An 18,278-nucleotide genomic window follows, 5' to 3' on the forward strand; every position below is an offset into this window, starting at 1 on the left:
TTCTTATGACCTCCACCCCCGTATCCGCCCCCACCCTGAAGTCCTGCCCGCACTTCTCTCCGCCCCCAGACACTTCAGGGCCCCACCCGATACGGGCGGGGGAGTCCAGAGGGGGCGGAGCCCCTTTGGGCGGGGGGATTGCCGGGTGGGGGTCCCCCCGGACGGAGTCTGGGGGAGGAGCCCCCCGACGCCCGGCCGGCGAGGCCAACGGGGGCCAGGGGGCGAAGCCCCCATAAGGAACGGGAAGGGGCTTCAACCCACAGGAACAACAACAGGGGTCACGGGGCGAAGCCCCACCAGGAGGCCCCGGGGCACACCCCGGGAACCCCAACGGCAAGGGCGGAGCCCACCCTCAGGCGAGGCCATCCACCCGCTGAGCCACAAGCGCACGCCCCAAATCATCCCGAGCCTCACCAACCAACCGCCGCAACGCGGAAGCCGCCCCCGGATGCCCCTCCAACCACGCATCCGTGGCGTCAAGAGTCGCCTGATCCCCCTGAGACGCGGGAAACAACCCCCGCACGATCGCCATAGCGATCTCGATGGACCGCGAGGCCCACACAGACTCCAGCACGGAGAAGTACAAGGGCGCGTACGGCGCGGTCAACTCCTCCTGCCCCGCCTGGTCGAACCCGGAAATCGTCGCCTCGACCAACGCGTTGGACAGCTTGTCCGACTCGATGACGGAGGCCCACGCCCGCGCCTTGACCGAAGCGGAAGGCCGCGCCGCAAGGCACCGCACATGGTGCCGCTTGCCCGACGCGGTGTCGTCCCGCGCCAGCTCCGCGTCGAGGGAAGTCTCGTCGGCGAGCCCGTGCGCGGCGAGCGTCTCCAGGAACGTCCACCGCAGTTCCTGGTCGATGTCGAGCCCGTCGATCCGCGCCGTCCCCGCCAGCATGCCGGACAGCAGCCGCAGCTCCTGCGAGCCCGAGGCGACGGCGGACAGGAACCGCGCCCAGGCGAGCTGATGCCCACTGCCGGGCTCGGCGTTCCGCAGGTGCGTGACGGTGCCCTCGGACACCAGGACACGCCCCTCGGCACGCCACGCAGGCGCGGTGTACGACTCCAGCGCGAGCTTCGTCTGCCCATGCAGCATCTGCAGCACGCCGACCTCGCTCTCCTCCCCGGCGAACCGCAGCACCAGGCGGACGAAGTCACGCGCGGGCATGAGCCCGTCACGGGTGAGGTTCCACAGCGCTGACCAGCACAGCGCACGCGCCAGCGGATCGGTGATCTCGCCGAGGTGCTCGCGCAGAGTGGCCAGCGACACCTCGTCGAACCTGACCTTGCAGTACGTGAGATCGGCGTCGTTGACGAGGACGAGGTCGGGCCGCGAGGACCCGGCCAGCTCGCCGACGACCGTACGCGGTCCCGCGACATCGACGTCGGCCCGCGCGTAGCGCTCCAGGGTGCCCGCGACGGGGTCGCGCCGGTACAGGCCGACGGCCACCCGGTGCGGACGCAGCGTGGGGTGCGCTGCCGACGCCTCCTGGATGACGGCGAGTTCGGTGACCCGGCCCGCCGCGTCGTAGGTGAGCTGCGGAGTGAGCGTGTTGACCCCTGCGGTCTGGAGCCACGCCTTGGACCAGGCGGCCATGTCACGGCCCGAGGTCTCCTCCAGGACGGACAGCAGGTCTTCGAGGCGGGTGTTGCCGTAGGCGTGCCGCTTGAAGTAGCGGCGTGCGCCCTCCAGGAAGGCGTCCTTGCCCGCGTAGGCGACGAGCTGCTTCAGCACCGAGGCGCCCTTGGCGTAGGTGATCCCGTCGAAGTTGAGCTTGGCGTCCTCCAGGTCGCGGATGTCGGCCGTGACGGGGTGGGTGGAGGGGAGCTGGTCGGCGCGGTAGGCCCAGGACTTGCGGCGGTTGGCGAAGGTGATCCAGCCGTCCGTGAAGCGCGTGGCTTCCACCAGCGAGAAGGCGCCCATGAAGTCGGCGAAGGACTCCTTGAGCCACAGGTCGTCCCACCACTCCATGGTGACCAGGTCGCCGAACCACATGTGGGCCATCTCGTGCAGGATCACGTTGGCGCGGCCCTCGTAGGACGCCTGGGTGACCTTGCCCCGGAAGACGAACTCCTCGCGGAAGGTGACGCAGCCGGGGTTCTCCATGGCGCCGATGTTGTACTCGGGCACGAACGCCTGGTCGTACTTCCCGAAGGGGTACGGGTAGTCGAAGTGGTCGTGGAAGAAGTCCAGGCCCTGCTTGGTGACGGTGAAGACGTCGTCCGCGTCGAAATACCGTGCGAGCCCCTTGCGGCACAGCGCGCCCAGCGGAATCTCCAGCTCACCGCCGTCGGGCAGCGCGCGCCTGTAGGTGTCCGTGACGTAGTGGTACGGGCCGGCGACGACGGCCGTGATGTACGTCGAGATGGGCCGGGTGCGAGCGAAGCGCCATACGGCCGAACCGTCGTCGAGGGCACGCGGCTCGCCCTCGCGGGCCCCGTTGCTCAGGACCGTCCAGTCGGCGGGCGCGGTGACGGTGACGTCGAACGGCGCCTTCAGGTCGGGCTGTTCGAAGTTCGCGAAGACGCGGCGCGCGTCGGCGGGTTCGTACTGCGTGTAGAGGTAGACCTCACCGTCCTCGGGGTCGATGAAGTGGTGCAGGCCCTCGCCCGTGCGGCTGTAGGCGCACTGCGCGTCGACGGTCAGCTCGTTGTCGGCCCGCAGGCCGGGCAGCGTGACACGGGTGCCGTCGAAGACGTCGTCGACGGGGAGCGACTCGCCGTTGAGGGTCACGGAGTGCACATGCGGCGCGAGCAGGTCCGCGAAGGAGGTGGCGCCCTCCTCGGCGCACTCGAACCGTACGGTCGTCGTGGAACGGAAGGTGCGCGGTCCCGTCGCGGGGGGCGGTCCGACGGCGTCGCGCAGGTCCAGGGCCACGTCGTACCCGCTGACTGTCAGCAGCGCCGCACGCTGCCGGGCCTCTTCGCGGGTCAGGTTCTCTCCGGGCACGGCGCGGCTCCCTCTTCTCTGTTACGTCTCGTCTCGTGAACGACTTCGATCAGCATCGCATGTGCTCCGTGCGGGGCACATCGGGGAATCTGCCTGCGTGCCCGTACGTTGTCCGCGTCCAGCAGCACTGCTGGAACACCGCTGGACTCAGAGGAGAACGCATGCCGGAGAAGACGCCCGCCGACTTCTGGTTCGATCCCGCGTGCCCATGGGCGTGGATGACCTCGCGGTGGATGCTGGAGGTGGAGAGGGTGCGGCCGGTGGAGGTCCGCTGGCACGTGATGAGCCTCTCCGTACTCAACGAGAACAAGCTCGACCAGCTGCCCGAGTGGTACGCCGGGTTCAACAAGAGGGCGTGGGGCCCCGTTCGCGTGTGCATCGCCGCCGAGCAGAAGCACGGCAACGAGGTGCTGGGCCCGCTCTACACCGCGCTCGGCACCCGCGCGCACCCGGGGGGTCGCGAGTGGAGCCGCGAGCTGATCGTCGAGGCGCTCCAGGAGGCGGGCCTGCCCGCGTCCCTCGCGGACGCCGCCGACACCGAGGAGTACGACAAGGCGCTGCGTGCCTCGCACGGGGAGGGCATCGGGCTGGTCGGCGAGGAGGTCGGTACGCCGGTCATCGCGGTACCCGGTTCCGAGGGCCGGCGGATCGCCTTCTTCGGCCCCGTCGTCACCCCGGCGCCCAAGGGCGAGGCCGCCGGCGGGCTGTGGGACGGCACGCTGCTGGTCGCCTCGACGCCGGGCTTCTTCGAGATCAAGCGCACCCGCGACGTGGAACCGATCTTCGACTGACGGCAGCACAAGCCACGAACAACGCGCCCGCCACGGAACAGAGCCCCCGCCACAAGACAGAGCCCAAGGCACAGCACAGAGCCCCAGACACCACACAGAGGTGCCCGACACCCCAGCCGCACAGAAGCCGCACAGAAGAACCCCCGTGTGTCACATCCACACGGGGGTTCCCCCTTGTTCTCCCGCTGCCCGCGAAGGTTGAGAAGACGATCACGAGGACGGGAACCTGTGTGCCGCCTCCCCGGGTTACGGGGCGATCAGCAGGTTGTTGGCGCGTTCCTTGGCGGCCGTGTAACGGGCAGCGACGTCCTGCCAGTTGACGACCTGCCACATCGCCTCGACGAAGTCGACCTTCTGGTTGCGGTACTGGAGATAGAAGGCGTGCTCCCAGGCGTCGAAGACCAGGATCGGGACCGAGCCCTGGCCGACGTTGCCCTGGTGGTCGTAGACCTGCTCGACGATGAGACGCCCGGTGACGGGCTCGTAGGCGAGAACGCCCCAGCCCGAACCCTGCGTGGTGGCGGACGCCTTCGTCATCTGGGCCTTGAACTTGGCGAAACTGCCGAAGGACTCCGCGATGGCGTCCGCCAGTTGACCCGTGCCGTCCTTCTCCAGGGGCTCGCCGCCGCCGTCACCGGTCATGTTCCGCCAGTAGATGGTGTGCAGGATGTGGCCGGAGAGGTGGAAGGCGAGGTTCTTCTCCAGCCCGTTGATGTTGCCCCACTGGTCCTTGTCGCGGGCCTCCGCCAACTGCTCCAGGGTGTCGTTCGCCCCCTTCACATAGGCGGCGTGGTGCTTGTCGTGATGCAGTTCGATGATCTCGCCACTGATGACCGGCTCCAGTGAGGAGTAGTCGTACGGCAGCTCCGGCAAGGTGTACGTGGCCACGTGCTCGCCCTCCGCTCGCGTTATTGCACATTACTTGCAACAAGAAGGTAGCAGCAACAGTGCATGACAGAGCGGAGCGGCCCCCCGTTGGAGGGGCCGCTCCGCTCTGTCCGTATGGGCCTGACGTCGCAGGTCAGCTCGGTCCGAAGACCTACGCCCCGGTTCCGCCGTCCGAGCTGAGCGCCCGCGGGCGCGCCCGCTGACGCACATAGCCGGCGATCGCGAGCACGACCGTCAGCCCGGCTGTGAACGCGAGCTGTGTACGGGTGTCGCCGTCGCGCAGCATCAGCAGCAGGATGGCCGCGATCCCGGCGAGCGCCACCAGGGTGAGGCCGGGGAACAGCCACATCCGCACCACGAGCTTCTCCGGCTCCGTACGCTCCAGCCGACGCCGTGTCAGCAGCTGCGAGACGGCGATGAAGCCCCAGACGACGAGGGTGGCGGCGCCGACCATGTTCAGCAGCCACTGGAAGACCGTCTTCTCCCAGAAGAAGTTCAGCAGCACGGCGACGAACCCGAAGAAGGACGAGGCGACCACGGCATAGCGCGGAACGCCCTTGCGGCTGAGGCGGTTGAGGAACGCGGGGCCTTCCCCGCGCTCGACCAGCGAGTACGACATCCGCGAGGCGCCGTAGATGTTCGCGTTCATCGCGGAGAGCAGCGCGATCAGCACGACCACGTTCATGATCTGCGCCGCCGCAGGGATGCCGATGTAGTCGAGGACGGCGGCGTAGGGGCCGGTGAGCACCGACTTGTCGTCCCAGGGGATCAGCGTGACGATCACCAGCATCGAGCCCACGTAGAAGATCGCGATACGCCACACCGCCGTACGGACCGCCTTGGCGACGCCCGAGACCGGCTTCTCCGACTCGGCGGCGGCGATCGTCACCGTCTCCAGACCCCCGAAGGCGAACACCGAGGCGAGCAGGCCGACGATCAGTCCTTCCGCGCCCGCGGGGAAGAACCCGCCGTCCCCGGTGAGGTTGTCCGTGCCGGGGGACGAGGTCCCGGGCAGCATCCCGGCTATCGCGAGCACGCCCAGCACCAGGAACGCGACGATGGCCAGCACCTTCAGCGCGGCGAACCAGAACTCGTACTCACCGAAGTTCCGTACGGCGGCGAGGTTCGTGGCGCAGAACATCAGCATGAACAGCGCGACCCACATCCATGAGTGGGTGCCGGGCAGCCAGGCCACCATGATCTTTCCGGCGGCCGTCGCCTCGGTGGCGATGGCGACGCACAGCAGCGTCCAGTAGATCCAGCCCGCCGTGAAACCCGCCCAAGGTCCTAGGGCCCGTTCGGCGTGCACGGAGAAGGAGCCGGATGCGGGCCGGGCCGCCGACATCTCGCCGAGCATCCGCATCACCAGCATCACCAGTGCGCCGGAGGCGGCGTAAGCGAGCACGATCGAGGGCCCGGCGGCGGCGATACCGGCGCCCGAGCCGACGAACAGCCCCGCGCCGATCACACCCCCCAGGGCGATCATGGAGAGGTGGCGCTGCTTGAGGCCGTGCGCGAGCGTGCGGGGGGAGGACTCGTTCTCGCCGGGGGGCGAGGGTGGCGCGTCGGACGTCTCGGTGCGCGTCATCAGTGGCCGTTCCTGAGGTGGTGTGTCGGGTGTGGGGGGCAGGGGAAGGAGCACAGCGGTTGTTGTGCTCCCAACAGTTTCGGGAGGCACCCCCGGCAGTTCAATAATCGTGCAGCGCATTCCGGCATCCAGACACTGCCCCCACAGTGTGGTGCCTTCGCCGGCTCCCCGCACCAGTCCGTTTCCCGCCACTGCCTGCCCGCTCAGGGGCCTGCGCACGCCCACGCGCGACACCGGTCACCCCGCACACTGTCGCCAAGCTCACGCCCGCTCACGCTCAGCGCACGCGCGGATTCGGCTAGCGTCGAACGGCACCGAATTCAGCAAGCCGGACCCAGACGGAGATGCCCACATGAGTGCCCTCACTTCCGCCGCCGTAACACCGCGTCCCGGAGCAGTGCTCGCCGATCTGCTGCCCGCCTCCAGCGCGGCACGCGCCCGTGTACGGGATGTCGCACTGGTCCTGGGAGGCGCCGCGCTCACCGGCGCCGCAGCGCAGGTCTCGCTCCCCGTTCCCGGTTCGCCCGTGCCCGTCACGGGGCAGACCTTCGCCGCGCTGCTCGTCGGCGTCGGGCTCGGCGCGGGACGCGGCTTCCTCGCGCTGGCCCTGTACGCGATGGCGGGCATGGCCGGGATGCCCTGGTTCGCCGAGGCGTCCTCGGGCGCGGGGATGCCCTCGCTCGGTTATGTGTTCGGCATGATGCTGGCCGCCGTCGCCGTGGGTGCGCTCGCCCGGCGCGGTGGCGACCGCGGTGCGCTGCGTACGGCGGGAACGATGATCGTGGGCATGGCGGTCACCTACGCGATCGGCGTGCCCTACCTCGCCGCCGTCACCGGGATGTCCCTGACCGAGGCGGTCGCTGCGGGCCTCGTACCGTTCCTGATCGGCGACGCGCTCAAGGCGCTGCTCGCGATGGGCGCACTGCCCGCTGCCTGGAAGCTGGCGGGCCGCCGCGGCTGACCCGTACCCGGCACGACGCCGGTCTCCCGAGCCCCGAACGGGCCCGAGGAGACCGGCGTTCGCCATTTCCGGGGCTCTCTCCTGCCCGGTCCCACAGCGTTCCCCGCCCCTTCCCGCCGCCTGTGCGATACGGAACCTTCCCCGGGGGCCGGTGCCCGTGGGGCCTCCGGGCCCGTGCCCGCGGGGCCTCCCCGGTGACGGGTGCGCGGGGCCTTCCCGGTGACGGGTGCGGGTGGAGCGGGTGACGCGGTGGGCGCCACGCCCCGTGTTTCGTTGCGGACTGGTGCGACGGTCGTATGGTTCTGCCGGAATTGGGCGATCTGCCCTCCTTGTTCGGATCTCTCATCGGATCCGGGCTCTCCGCAGAGAGGAACCCCACCCATGCCGCTCACCCGTACCGCCAAGGGCGCATGCATGGCGGCCACCGCCGCGCTCGCCCTGTTCCCCGCAGCGGGCGCCGCCTCCGCCTCCAGCTCGTCGGGCGGCACCCTGTTGCCCAACCCCGCCCGGCAGGCCGCACCGCTGGAGGCGCCGGCGCCCGCCGGCCAGGCGGCGCCGTGCCGTGACCTGTACCAGATCGGCAAGACCGCCTACCTCAAGCGCAACGGCAAGGCCATCGCCTCGGTCAAGCACTTCTACTCACCGCGCTGCAAGCGCGACTACGGCTACCTGTGGGTCTGGAGGAGCTACACGGCCCCGCGTTACAAGGCGTGCGTGGGCCTGTGGGACGCCCAGGCGGGCAAGATCCTCGGCCAGCACTGCCGGAACAACGTGCGCATGCTGTGGTCGTACCCCGTGGCCAACAAGGGGCACCGCCTGGTGGCACGCGCCTCCATCCGCGAGTACAAGGCCGGCCCGCAGACCCACGCCCCGCAGGCCAATGGGCCGCTGGCCGACACCCCGTATGCCAACACCCCGCACAGCAAGACCCCGTCCGCCGAGACCCCGTACAACGCCCCGCGCTGACGTACGGTGCGGGCCGCCCTCGCCGGCGGCCCGCATCCGCGTAACCGGACTGCACCGCGTAATCGGGCCGCAACCGCGTCATCGGGCCGTACCGCGTCACCGGCTCGCATCAGGTGATCGGCGGCCCTGCGGGGCGCCGCGCACAGCCGGGATGCCACACTCTGAGTCATGCGCGTGTACCTCGGCTCTGATCATGCCGGTTTCGAACTGAAGAACCACCTCGTCGCGTGGCTGAAGTCGGCGGGCCACGAGCCCGTCGACTGCGGCCCCCACATCTACGACGCCGAGGACGACTACCCCCCGTTCTGCCTGCGGGCGGCCGAGGGCACCGTCGCCGAGAGCGGCTCGCTCGGCATCGTCATCGGCGGCTCAGGCAACGGCGAGCAGATGGCGGCCAACAAGGTGGAGGGCGCCCGCTGCGCCCTCGCCTGGAGCGAGGAGACCGCGGCGCTCGCCCGCGAGCACAACAACGCCAACCTCATCAGCGTGGGTGCCCGGATGCACACCACGGAGGAGGCGGAGAAGTTCGTGGAGACCTTCCTCAACACCCCGTTCTCCGAGGGCGCGCGCCATGAGCGCCGTATCCGGATGCTGAACGACTACGAGCGCACCCGCGAGCTGCCGCCCGTGCCCGCGCACCACCCCCAGCCCTGAACCCGCATCCCGGTCCCCACGCGGGGCCGGGACGCCCGACGGCTCCCGGCAGCGGAGCCGTGCGGCCCCGGAAACGGAAGGGAGCGGGGGCTTGCCCGAGGGGCACACCATCCATCGCCTCGCGCAGGACTGCGCCGAGCGCTTCACCGGCCGCGCCCTGCGCGCCTCCAGCCCGCAGGGCAAGTTCGCCGACGGTGCGGCGCTGCTCGACGGCGCCACGCTGACCGGGACGGAGGCGCACGGCAAGCACCTCTTCCTCGGCTTCGGCCCCCTCGGCTGGGTGCACGTGCACCTCGGTCTGTACGGCAAGTTCGGCTTCGGCGAGGGCCGGGCGCCCGCGCCCGTCGGCCAGGTCAGGCTGCGGCTCGCCACCCCCGAGGCAGCGGGGGGCAGGGCCCGGACGGCGGCCAGGACCCGGACGGCGGACGGGGCCGGAACGGGCGGTGAGGGCGCGGCGCACTACGCGGATCTGCGCGGCCCCACCCGCTGCGAGCTGATCACCGAGCCCGAGAAGCAGGCCGTGCACGACCGCCTCGGGCCCGACCCGCTGCGCCCCGCCTCGGACCCCGAGGCCGCGTGGGCCCGTATCTCCCGCAGCCGGACCACGGTCGCCGCGCTGCTCATGGACCAGAAGATCGTCGCGGGCGTCGGCAACGTCTACCGCGCCGAGGTCCTCTTCCGGCTCGGCATCGACCCGTACCGTACGGGGCGCGAGCTGACCCGGGCCGAATGGGAGGCCATCTGGTCGGACCTGGTCGCGCTCATGCACGAGGGCGTGCGCAACAACCGCATCGACACCGTGCGCGAAGAACACACCCCCGAGGCCATGGGCCGGGCCCCGCGCGTGGACGACCACGGTGGTGAGGTGTACGTGTACCGCCGCGCCCACATGCCCTGCCACCTGTGCGGCACCCCCGTCAGCACCGCTGAACTCGCGGCCCGCAACCTCTTCTGGTGCCCCTGCTGCCAGCGACGCTGACACATCGCCTCAGGTGGCCTCAGCCTCAGGTGACCTCAACCTCAGGCGGTCTCAGCCTCAGGCGGTCTCAGGTGAAGAGCCCCTCCGCGAGGCGCTCTCCGTGAACGGCTAAGGGGCCTCCCGCGCGGTGCTCGCGGTGCGAGCGCCTCCGCACACGGGTCCTCAGAAGGTGTGCGGAAGCCACGGTTCCACGTCGCTCAGGAACGCCGTCGCCGCCTCCCGCAGCGCCCCCGACCCCGGCCGCGCCTCCCGTACGAGCCCCGCGCGCTCCAGCGCAGCCAGCGAGGTGCCGCCCAGATACGCGGCCCCCAACTCCCTTACGGACAGCGACAGGTCGGCCGGCTCGCGGGTCGGCGCGCACACCGCGCCCTTGTCGTCGCCCGAGAGGCGCCAACGCCCCGTGTTCCAGGGGCAGAAGTCGTCCTCGACCTCGATCACGACATCCACGGGCCGCGCGTACGAGCGCGCGGCCAGCGCCGCGCCCACCTCAACGGGCCGCAGAAAGAGCCCGTCGCGCCAACTCGCCCCGCACCGGCGCACATCGCTGACCAGGTACTGCCACGGATCGTCCAGCGGGCGGGCGGAAACCCGCAGCACCGTGGTCAGATCGATCCCCCACAGGAACTGCCACAGCGCCGCGTGCGCCGCCGGATCCAGCGCCTCCAGGTCGCGCAGCACCACCTCGGCCTCCGCTGAGCCCCGCGCCGACCAGCCGGGCCTGACCGCGTACCGCGCGAACCCCACGGGCTCACCGTCCCGCAGCGCCAGCACGGCGCGCAGCGGCGAGGCACCCCCGCGCAAGCGCTCCGCGTCGAGCAGCGGTTTCCGCTCCCAGCCCGGGCCCCGCTCCAGCATTCCGGGGCGCTCAGGCACGCGGCGCGCGTAGACGGCCTCGCACGCGTCCCGTACGACGGCTGCCTCGTCCACCTGGCGCAGCCGCAACCGCGCCGCGTCCGCCGCCAGTTCGCGGGGCAGCTCCAGGGCGACCCGGCCGGTGTCGATGTCGGCCCACAGGGCCCGCGCCGCCAGCCCGTACCCGAACCTGCCGTAGATCTCCGGTTCCGAGGCCGTCAGCCCCACCAGCGGCTCACGGCCCGAGGCACGCAGGTCCTCCAACTGCCGCCGCATCATGGATCTGAGGACGCCGCGCCTGCGGTGCGTGGCGGCCACGCTCACCATCGTCACGCCCGCCGTGGGCACGACCGCGCCGCCCGGCACCGCCATACGGAACGACAACAGCCCCGCCGTCCCTACGGGTTCGTCACCGTCCCAGACCCCGATCGAGCGCTCCGGCTCGGTCAGTGAGCGGTCCAGTTCGCGCTCCTCAGGGGACTTGGTGACGGCGAAAGCGCTCATCAACTTGTCGTACCAGACGTCCCATTCCGAAGCCCGGAGCGTCCGCGGTTCAGTAGTCATACAGCCATCACTAGCAGGGCGTTCGCCCCGGCGCGAACGCATTTGCCCTCTTGTGGAAGCGCTGCCAGGCGGGTACGGAAGCACCTGCACGTGCGCCTGCACGCGCGGGGACCGAGCGGCGGACTTCTGCGGACGCGCCGGGAATCGACGCGCAACCGAACTGGTGGATAGGGTCCCGGGGCATGGCGGAACGCCGCGCGGGACTCTCACCTTTGACGACCCGGTTGCATCACGCGCACAAGGCGCTGCACCGGGTCCGCACCACCCTGCGCCGGGCCGCCGTCGACTACTTCCGCGGCGGCGCCTCCGACTGGGTCGCGCTCGCCGGGCTGCTGCTCACCGTCCCCGCGCTCACCGCGGCCACCGTACTCAATCCGCTGTGGTGCTCGCCCGAGGCGCTCGTCCTGCCGATCACGGCCGGCGGACTGCTGCTGCGGCCCGCCAGCCTCCTCGCGCTGTACGCCACCTCCGCCGTCGCGCTCATGGTCGAGTCGCTGCTGCTCGGCCCCTACTCGGACGGCGCGGGGCGCGTCACGCCCGGCACCATCCTCGTCGTCGCAGCCGCCGGGCTCTCGGGGCTGCTCATCGCGCAGTTCCGCAGCCGTGTCGGCGTCCCCTGGCGGCGCGGCGGCACCATGCTCTTCGACCTGCGCGAACGCATCCGCGTCCAGAGCAAGTTGCCCAAGCTGCCCGCCGGCTGGCACCGCGAGATGGCGCTGCGGCCCGCCGGCGGCCAGTCCTTCTCGGGCGACTTCGTCGTGGCGGCGCGTACGGGGCCCGGCAGCCGCACCCTCGAAGTCGTCCTCACCGATGTCTCGGGCAAGGGCATGGACGCCGCCTCACGCGCCCTCCTGCTGTCCGGCGCCTTCGGAGGGCTGCTCGGCTCGCTGCCCCCGCACGCCTTCCTGCCCGCGGCCAACGGCTATCTGCTGCGCCAGTCCTGGGACGAGGGCTTCGCCACCTCCGTGCACCTCGTCCTCGACCTCGACAGCGGCGACTACGAACTGCTCTCCGCGGGACACGTACCCGCGATGCAGCTCAACGCCGGTTCGGGGAAATGGGAGGAGAAGGCGGCCGAGGGCCCGCTGCTCGGGGTGTACGACGGGGCCGAGTTCGACCCTGTCAAGGGCACGCTGCGGCGCGGAGACGTGCTGATGCTGTTCACCGACGGACTGGTCGAGACCGCCGAACGCGACCTCACCGAGGGCATCGACCGCCTCACGGGCGAGGCCGACCGCTATGTCGCCTCCAGCTTCCACGGCGCCGCCTGGCACCTCATCGAGTCCGTGGCCCGCGACGTCAACGACGACCGCGCCCTCCTCCTCATCTGCCGCGGCTGACCTCCGACCTTGCCGCGGCCAAGGGCCGATCCGTCGCGGCCGACACCCCGCCGACCTGCGAGGGCCTGTACACACCACCCCCGGGCGGGGGTTTCCCCCACCGCCGATCCGGCGGCAACCGTCATGGCCACGGGCCACCCCTGCTCCGTACGTTCGAGGCAAGGAAAGAGCCGGATCGAGCGAAGGCGGAGAACACCATGGGCCGACGCCCCGAGCGCCCCCCGAACGAGGAGGCGCGCACGCAGGCGCACGGTGCCGTGGAACTGCGCGCCGTCACACGGCGCTACGGCCGTAGCGTGCACGCCCTGCGCGGCATCGACCTCACGCTCGCGCACCGCAGCTTCACCGCCGTGATGGGCCCCTCCGGCTCCGGGAAGTCGACGTTCCTCCAGTGCGCTGCCGGCCTGGACCGGCCCACCTCGGGCACCGTCCACCTCGCGGGCACCGAGATCAGCTCCCTGAGCGAGAACAAGCTGACGGTGCTGCGCCGCACCCGACTCGGCTTCGTCTTCCAGGCGTTCAACCTGCTGCCCTCCCTGACGGCCGAGCAGAACGTGCTCCTCCCACTGCGCCTCGCCGGCCGCCGCGCCGACCGCGACCGCGCCGCCGAGGTGCTGGGCCAGGTGGGGCTGGGGGAGTACGCCAGGCGCCGCCCCGACCAGCTCTCCGGCGGTCAGCAGCAGCGCGTCGCGCTCGCGCGCGCACTGGTCACACGGCCCGACGTGATCTTCGCCGACGAGCCGACGGGCGCCCTGGACACCGGCACGGCGGCCGAAGTCCTCGCGCTGCTGCGGAACGCGGTCGACACACCTGCGTCCCCGGCTCCGAACGGACACGGGAGCACCTACGGCGCGACCGTCGTCATGGTCACCCACGACCCGACAGCGGCGGCGCACGCCGACCGCGTGCTCTTCCTCGCCGACGGCGCCCTCGCGGGACACCTGGAGCGCGACCCGTCCCTGAGCGTGCCGCAGGCCGCCGAGCACATCGCCACACGGATGACCCAGCTCACGGCCGCCGTACCCGGTGCCGCGCACACCGGTACGCCCTACGCGCGGGTCGCAGCGTGACACTGCGCCCCAACGGACTGGCGCGTGCCGCCGTCCGCTTCAAGCCCGTCTCCTTCGCCGGAACGTTCGTGGCGCTCGCCATGGCGGCGATGATCATTTCCGCGTGCGGCTTCCTCGCCGAGACCGGACTGCGTGCCTCCGTCCCGCCCGAGCGCTATGCCGGAGCGCCCGTCGTCGTCACGGCCGACCAGCGGTCCCACTTCGTCACCGGCACGGGCGACGACCGCTCCGACGAGGGCGCCCCCGTACCCGAACGGGCCCGTCTCGACGCCGCGAAGACCGCGCGTACCGCCGCCGCGGTGCCCGGTGTCACGCGCGCCGTACCCGACACGACCTTCACCCTCACGGCGCGTGCGGGCAACACCCGCCTCACGGGCCACGGTTGGGGCTCCCACGCCTTCACCGGTACGGGCCTCGACAGCGGGGCGCCGCCCCGTACCGGCCGCGACGTGGTCCTCGCCGCCTCCACGGCCAGGGTGCTGCACGCACGCGCCGGCGCCACCGTCACCCTCACCACGGCCCAGGGCGACCGGGACTTCCGCGTCACGGGGCTCGCACGCGCCACGGGCGACGGCGTCTGGTTCACCGACCCCCGCGCCCAGGCCCTCGCTGGACACCCCGGCAAGGCCGACGCGCTCGCCGTTCTCACCGCACGCGGCGCCGACCCCGGTACCGTGGCCGACCGCCTGCGCACGGCACTCAAGAACCAGGACGCGCGCGTCCACACCGGCACGGCACGCGGTGCGGCCGAGAACTCCGGCATCGCCTACGCCAAGGAAGCCCTCACCGCGCTCGGCTTCTCCTTCGGCGGCGTCGCCACCATGACCGCCGTCTTCACAGCGGCCGGTACGGTCGCGCTGTCCGTCTCCCAACGCCGCCGCGAGTTCGCGCTGTTGCGCGCCATCGGCGCCGCGCCCCGGCAGATCCGCAGATCCGTCGCCACCGAGGCGCTGTTCGTCGCACCCCTCGCGGGAGCACTCGGCTGCCTGCCCGGGGTCGCCCTCGCCCGCTGGTGGTTCGGCGAACTGCGCTCCCGCGGCGCCGTGCCGGCCAACCTCGGCCTCCAGCTCTCGTTCATCCCGGTCTACGTGGCGCTCGGTGCCGTCATCGTCACCGCCCTGCTCGCCGGCTACGCGGCAGCCCGCCGCCCCGCGAAGATCAAGCCGGGGCTCGCCCTCAGCGAGGCGTCCCGCGAACGGTTCCGGCCCGGCATCATCCGTACGGTCCTCGGTCTCGGTGCCCTCGGCGGCGGCATCGCCATGGGCCGCCTCGCGGCCTCCGCCGGCGGCGAGGACGCGGCGAACCTGGCGCTCGGCGTCGTCATGCTCCTCATGACGGCCGTCGGCCTGCTCGGCCAGTACCTCGCCAAGGCGTGCGCCTGGCTGCTCGGCCTGCCCCTGCGCGCCGGTACGGCCCCCGCCCAGCTGGCGGCGGCCAACTCCTGGGCGCACGCACGCCGTCTGGCCTCGGCGCTCACCCCCGTCGTGCTCGCCATGGCCTTCTGCTCGACCCTGATCTTCCTCCAGACCAGCCAGACCCGCGAGGCCGCCGCCCAGCAGCGCGACGGCATCAGCGCCGACCACATCCTGACCGGAGCGGCCGGAACGGACACCGGCCTCCCGCACACAGCCGCCGCACGCGCCGCGGCCACCCCCGGCGTCGCCGCCGCCGTAGGAGTGCAGCGCACCAACGTGCTCGTCGAGATCCACGCCGACGGCGCCTTGCTCCAGTCCTACGAGGCTCAGGGCGTCAGCGGGGGAGGCCGCGCCCTCACCGCGGTCCAGGACCTCGGCCTACGGGAAGGCTCCCTCGACGGCACCGCTGCCGAAGGTCACAGGTCCGCCGGGCTGCGCGAGGGCACCGTCGCCGTCGACCGGCTCGTCGCCAAGGGCGCGCGCGCCGCGGTCGGCGACCGCATACGCATACGCCTGCCCGACGGCACGAAGGCCGCCCCCCGCGTCGCCGCCGTCTACTCCCGCGGCACCGGCCTGCCCGCCGTCACCCTGCCCCGTACGGCCCTCACGGGACATGTCACCTCGGCGTACGACAGCGAAGTCCTCGTACGCGAGACGAAGGGCGCCGACTCCGGGGCGGTCACCCGCGCACTCCAGGGGATCGGCGCGGTCGCCGACAAGGCCGCTTACGCCCAGGCCGCCGACCGCGACCGCGAGGTCAACGCCTGGGGCAACCGCACGATGGCCCTCGTCCTGGCGGGGTTCGCCGCCGTCGCCGCGGCCAACACCCTCGTGATGACGGTCGCCGAACGCCGCACCGAACTGGGCACCCTCCGCCTGATCGGCTCCACCCGGCGGCAGGTGCTCCGGATGATCCACTGGGAGGCGGCGGTGATCGCCCTCTCCGGCATCGCCCTGGGCACCGCCATCGCCCTCGTCACCCTGACCCCCATGACCCAGGGCCTCTTCGAAACGACCCCCCACATCCCCCCACTCCTCTACGCCGCCTTCGCCCTCTCCATCCTCACCCTCACCCTCCTCTCCACCACGGCCCCCGCCAGAGCAGCCCTACGCCACACCTGACCGCACCCCTCACCCCCACCACCACGGAGCCCCGCCACCGCGTCGGAGCCCCGCCACCGCGTCGGAGCCCCGCCGCCGCGTCGGAGAGCCCCCCTTTTCCCCGCCGCGTCGGAGAGCCCCCTTTTCCCCGCCGCGACGGCGATCAGCCACGACGCCGGGGCCCGGCGGTGCCGAACCGCCCTTGGCGGGGGCAGCGGGGGAGGGTCCAGCACGCCTCCCCCTCCCCTCCCCGCCGCGACGGCGACCAGCCACGACGCCGGGGCCCGGCGGTGCCGACCCACGCCAGCGGGAAGGCGGGAAGGCGGGGCGGCAGCAGCCGCATAGGCGGGGCGGCGGCAGCCGCAACGGTGAGGGGCTATCCTGGGCGCCGTCGTGTGAGACCGAGGAATCCAGGGAGGTGGCCCACGCCATGCCAGCGCGAAGCGAGCCTCCCAGTCGACCATCCGGCACCGCCACACTCCCCCCGCAGCGGGCCTGACCCAGCAAACTGGGCGCAGGCCACCTGAGGTCGGGCCACCTGGGTCCGGACGCAACCGGACCAGGCGCCGCCAGGGCCGAGGCATCACCAGGACCCCGGGCGCCACCAGGAGCCGGGCGCGGTCAGGTCCGAGGAGGACCAGGGACCCGCAGGGAGCGAAGCGCGGTGCGAGACGCGTGAGGACACCCTTTCCGCACCGTTCAGTCGAGGACCCCGCCATGACGCAATCACAGCTGCCCGACGAGCTGCCCACCGGACTTCAGAATGCCCTGGAACGCCAGGATCTGACCGGGGCCCAGCGCTGGCTGGACGAGCGCCAACCCCACCTCATCGCCGACGAGCTGGCGCGCATGGACAACGTCGACGCCGTCGTGGCGTTCAGGCTGCTGTCCAAGGACAAGGCCGTCACGGTGTTCGAGGAGCTGGAGCCGGTCGACCAGCAGGCGATCCTGATGGGCCTGCGCGACACGGCGTTCCACGACGTCGTGGAGGGCATGGACCCGGACGACCGCGTCCGTATGCTCCGCGAGGCCCCCGCGAAGATCGCGCAGCGCGTACTGGCTGGGCTCAGCCCCCGCGAGCGCCGGGTGACGGCGGCGCTGCTGGGCTACCCGGAGGGTTCCGTCGGCCGCTACATGACCCCGGAGACGGTCCCCCTCAACCAGCACCTCACCGTCGAGCAGGCGCTTGAGCGGGTGCGGGCGCGCGGCGCCGAAGCGGAGACCGTCTACACGCTGCCCGTCGTGGACTCGGGCCGCCGCCTGACGGGCGTGGTGGAGCTGAAGGAACTGGTGCTGAGCCCGCAGGACCGTACGGTCGCGGACCTGGTCGTCACGGAGGCGCCCCGTGCGCACGCCACGGACCCGGCGGAGGACGCGGCGCGGCTGATGCGCGAGACGAACGTGCTGGACCTGCCGGTCGTGGACAGCGAGGACCGGCTCGTGGGGCTGCTGACCATCGACGACGCCGTGGAGGTCATCGAGGCGGCGGACACCGAGGACGTCGCGCGCCAGTCCGGTTCGGCGCCGTGGGCCGGGCACTACATGGCCGCTTCGGTATGGCAGTTGGCCCGGTACCGCGTGCTCTGGCTGCTGCTGCTTCTGCTCGCCGCGACGCTGACGGTCAGCGTGACGCAGTTCTTCGAGGGCACCCTCGAACAGGCAACACAGCTGGCGATGTTCATCCCCCTGCTGATCGGTACCGGCGGCAACACCGGTGCGCAGGCGGCCACTTCGGCGGTGCGCGCGCTGGCGGTGGGCGAGGTGCGCGGTACCGACCTGTTCGCGGTGATCTGGCGCGAGTGCCGGGTGGGCCTGGTACTCGGACTGCTGCTGGCCACGCTGGGCCTGGTGCTGGGCACCTTCTTCGTGGGCGCCGATGTCGCGCTGGTGGTGGGCATCACGCTGGTGATCATCTGTTCCTGGGCCGCGACGGTGGGCGGCATGATGCCGCTGCTCGCGAAGCGGCTGCGGATCGACCCCGCCGTGGTCTCGGCCCCGATGGTCACGACCCTCGTCGACGCGACGGGCCTGGTGATCTACTTCACGGTGGCCAACCTGATGCTCGACATCTGACGGACACCCCGGCGACGCCCGGCACATTCCGTAAGGTTCAGGCGTTGGTTCAGGTGACATCCCAAGTGATGTCCCAGGTGGCACCC

At 71.7% G+C, this 18,278-nt stretch carries 13 protein-coding genes; 9 read left to right on the forward strand and 4 right to left on the reverse strand.

The features are described from left to right. Nucleotides 1–352 precede the first annotated feature (352 nt). Entirely contained in the window at nucleotides 353–2,950 is a 2,598-nt protein-coding gene (pepN, locus tag NMN56_RS41055; RefSeq protein ID WP_274043947.1) for an aminopeptidase N, read from the reverse strand. A 161-nt stretch (nucleotides 2,951–3,111) separates the two neighbouring features. Here pepN and NMN56_RS41060 point away from each other — a divergent pair, with 161 nt between their 5' ends. After that, entirely contained in the window at nucleotides 3,112–3,741 is a 630-nt protein-coding gene (locus NMN56_RS41060) for a DsbA family protein (RefSeq protein WP_274043948.1), read from the forward strand. Nucleotides 3,742–3,987: 246 nt separating this feature from the next. Here the strand turns inward: NMN56_RS41060 and NMN56_RS41065 are convergent, their stop codons facing one another. After that, complete coding sequence (locus NMN56_RS41065; RefSeq protein ID WP_274043949.1) at nucleotides 3,988–4,629, reverse strand: superoxide dismutase; 642 nt, start codon at nucleotides 4,627–4,629, stop codon at nucleotides 3,988–3,990. 151 nt (nucleotides 4,630–4,780) lie between these two features. After that, nucleotides 4,781–6,217 (reverse strand): amino acid permease, encoded by a 1,437-nt coding sequence (locus tag NMN56_RS41070; protein WP_274043950.1) that lies wholly within the window; start codon nucleotides 6,215–6,217, stop codon nucleotides 4,781–4,783. Between the two features lie 352 nt (nucleotides 6,218–6,569). On the opposite strand from NMN56_RS41070, the gene NMN56_RS41075 reads away from it, so the two are divergent. From NMN56_RS41075 to NMN56_RS41090, 4 genes are all read left to right on the forward strand, one after another. Continuing rightward, entirely contained in the window at nucleotides 6,570–7,178 is a 609-nt protein-coding gene (locus NMN56_RS41075) for a biotin transporter BioY (protein ID WP_274043952.1), read from the forward strand. Nucleotides 7,179–7,559: 381 nt separating this feature from the next. Continuing rightward, entirely contained in the window at nucleotides 7,560–8,144 is a 585-nt protein-coding gene (locus tag NMN56_RS41080) for a hypothetical protein (protein WP_274043953.1), read from the forward strand. A gap of 168 nt (nucleotides 8,145–8,312) precedes the next feature. Beyond that, nucleotides 8,313–8,798 carry a ribose-5-phosphate isomerase gene (locus NMN56_RS41085; protein WP_274043955.1) on the forward strand — a complete coding sequence of 162 codons (486 nt, stop codon included), beginning with the start codon at nucleotides 8,313–8,315 and terminating at the stop codon, nucleotides 8,796–8,798. Nucleotides 8,799–8,889: 91 nt separating this feature from the next. Continuing rightward, nucleotides 8,890–9,777, forward strand: coding sequence for an Fpg/Nei family DNA glycosylase (locus NMN56_RS41090; RefSeq protein WP_274043956.1), 888 nt, complete (start codon nucleotides 8,890–8,892; stop codon nucleotides 9,775–9,777). Between the two features lie 162 nt (nucleotides 9,778–9,939). Here the strand turns inward: NMN56_RS41090 and NMN56_RS41095 are convergent, their stop codons facing one another. Then, nucleotides 9,940–11,193 (reverse strand): GNAT family N-acetyltransferase, encoded by a 1,254-nt coding sequence (locus tag NMN56_RS41095; RefSeq protein WP_274043957.1) that lies wholly within the window; start codon nucleotides 11,191–11,193, stop codon nucleotides 9,940–9,942. A gap of 182 nt (nucleotides 11,194–11,375) precedes the next feature. Here NMN56_RS41095 and NMN56_RS41100 point away from each other — a divergent pair, with 182 nt between their 5' ends. From NMN56_RS41100 to mgtE, 4 genes are all read left to right on the forward strand, one after another. Continuing rightward, nucleotides 11,376–12,533, forward strand: a complete 1,158-nt coding sequence (locus NMN56_RS41100) for a SpoIIE family protein phosphatase (protein WP_274043960.1) — start codon at nucleotides 11,376–11,378, stop codon at nucleotides 12,531–12,533. Between the two features lie 197 nt (nucleotides 12,534–12,730). Further along, nucleotides 12,731–13,603, forward strand: a complete 873-nt coding sequence (locus tag NMN56_RS41105) for an ABC transporter ATP-binding protein (protein WP_274043962.1) — start codon at nucleotides 12,731–12,733, stop codon at nucleotides 13,601–13,603. Further along, the gene (locus tag NMN56_RS41110; RefSeq protein WP_274043963.1) at nucleotides 13,600–16,140 is read left to right on the forward strand and encodes an ABC transporter permease; all 2,541 of its coding nucleotides are present in this window, start codon (nucleotides 13,600–13,602) and stop codon (nucleotides 16,138–16,140) included. Before NMN56_RS41105 ends, NMN56_RS41110 begins: the two co-directional genes overlap by 4 nt. A gap of 696 nt (nucleotides 16,141–16,836) precedes the next feature. Beyond that, the gene (gene mgtE, locus NMN56_RS41115; RefSeq protein ID WP_274043964.1) at nucleotides 16,837–18,192 is read left to right on the forward strand and encodes a magnesium transporter; all 1,356 of its coding nucleotides are present in this window, start codon (nucleotides 16,837–16,839) and stop codon (nucleotides 18,190–18,192) included. Nucleotides 18,193–18,278: the final 86 nt, after the last annotated feature.

This window comes from Streptomyces iconiensis (assembly GCF_028657195.3).
GTDB lineage: Bacteria > Actinomycetota > Actinomycetes > Streptomycetales > Streptomycetaceae > Streptomyces > Streptomyces iconiensis.

Excerpts from the sequence above, each read along its gene's own strand:
- NMN56_RS41060 (WP_274043948.1), top strand. The coding sequence starts at position 3,112 with ATGCCGGAGAAGACGCCCGCCGACTTCTGGTTCGATCCCGCGTGCCCA.
- NMN56_RS41070 (WP_274043950.1), bottom strand. The coding sequence starts at position 6,217 with ATGACGCGCACCGAGACGTCCGACGCGCCACCCTCGCCCCCCGGCGAG.
- NMN56_RS41075 (WP_274043952.1), top strand. The coding sequence starts at position 6,570 with ATGAGTGCCCTCACTTCCGCCGCCGTAACACCGCGTCCCGGAGCAGTG.
- NMN56_RS41080 (WP_274043953.1), top strand. The coding sequence starts at position 7,560 with ATGCCGCTCACCCGTACCGCCAAGGGCGCATGCATGGCGGCCACCGCC.
- NMN56_RS41085 (WP_274043955.1), top strand. The coding sequence starts at position 8,313 with ATGCGCGTGTACCTCGGCTCTGATCATGCCGGTTTCGAACTGAAGAAC.
- NMN56_RS41095 (WP_274043957.1), bottom strand. The coding sequence starts at position 11,193 with ATGACTACTGAACCGCGGACGCTCCGGGCTTCGGAATGGGACGTCTGG.
- NMN56_RS41100 (WP_274043960.1), top strand. The coding sequence starts at position 11,376 with ATGGCGGAACGCCGCGCGGGACTCTCACCTTTGACGACCCGGTTGCAT.
- NMN56_RS41105 (WP_274043962.1), top strand. The coding sequence starts at position 12,731 with ATGGGCCGACGCCCCGAGCGCCCCCCGAACGAGGAGGCGCGCACGCAG.
- mgtE (WP_274043964.1), top strand. The coding sequence starts at position 16,837 with ATGACGCAATCACAGCTGCCCGACGAGCTGCCCACCGGACTTCAGAAT.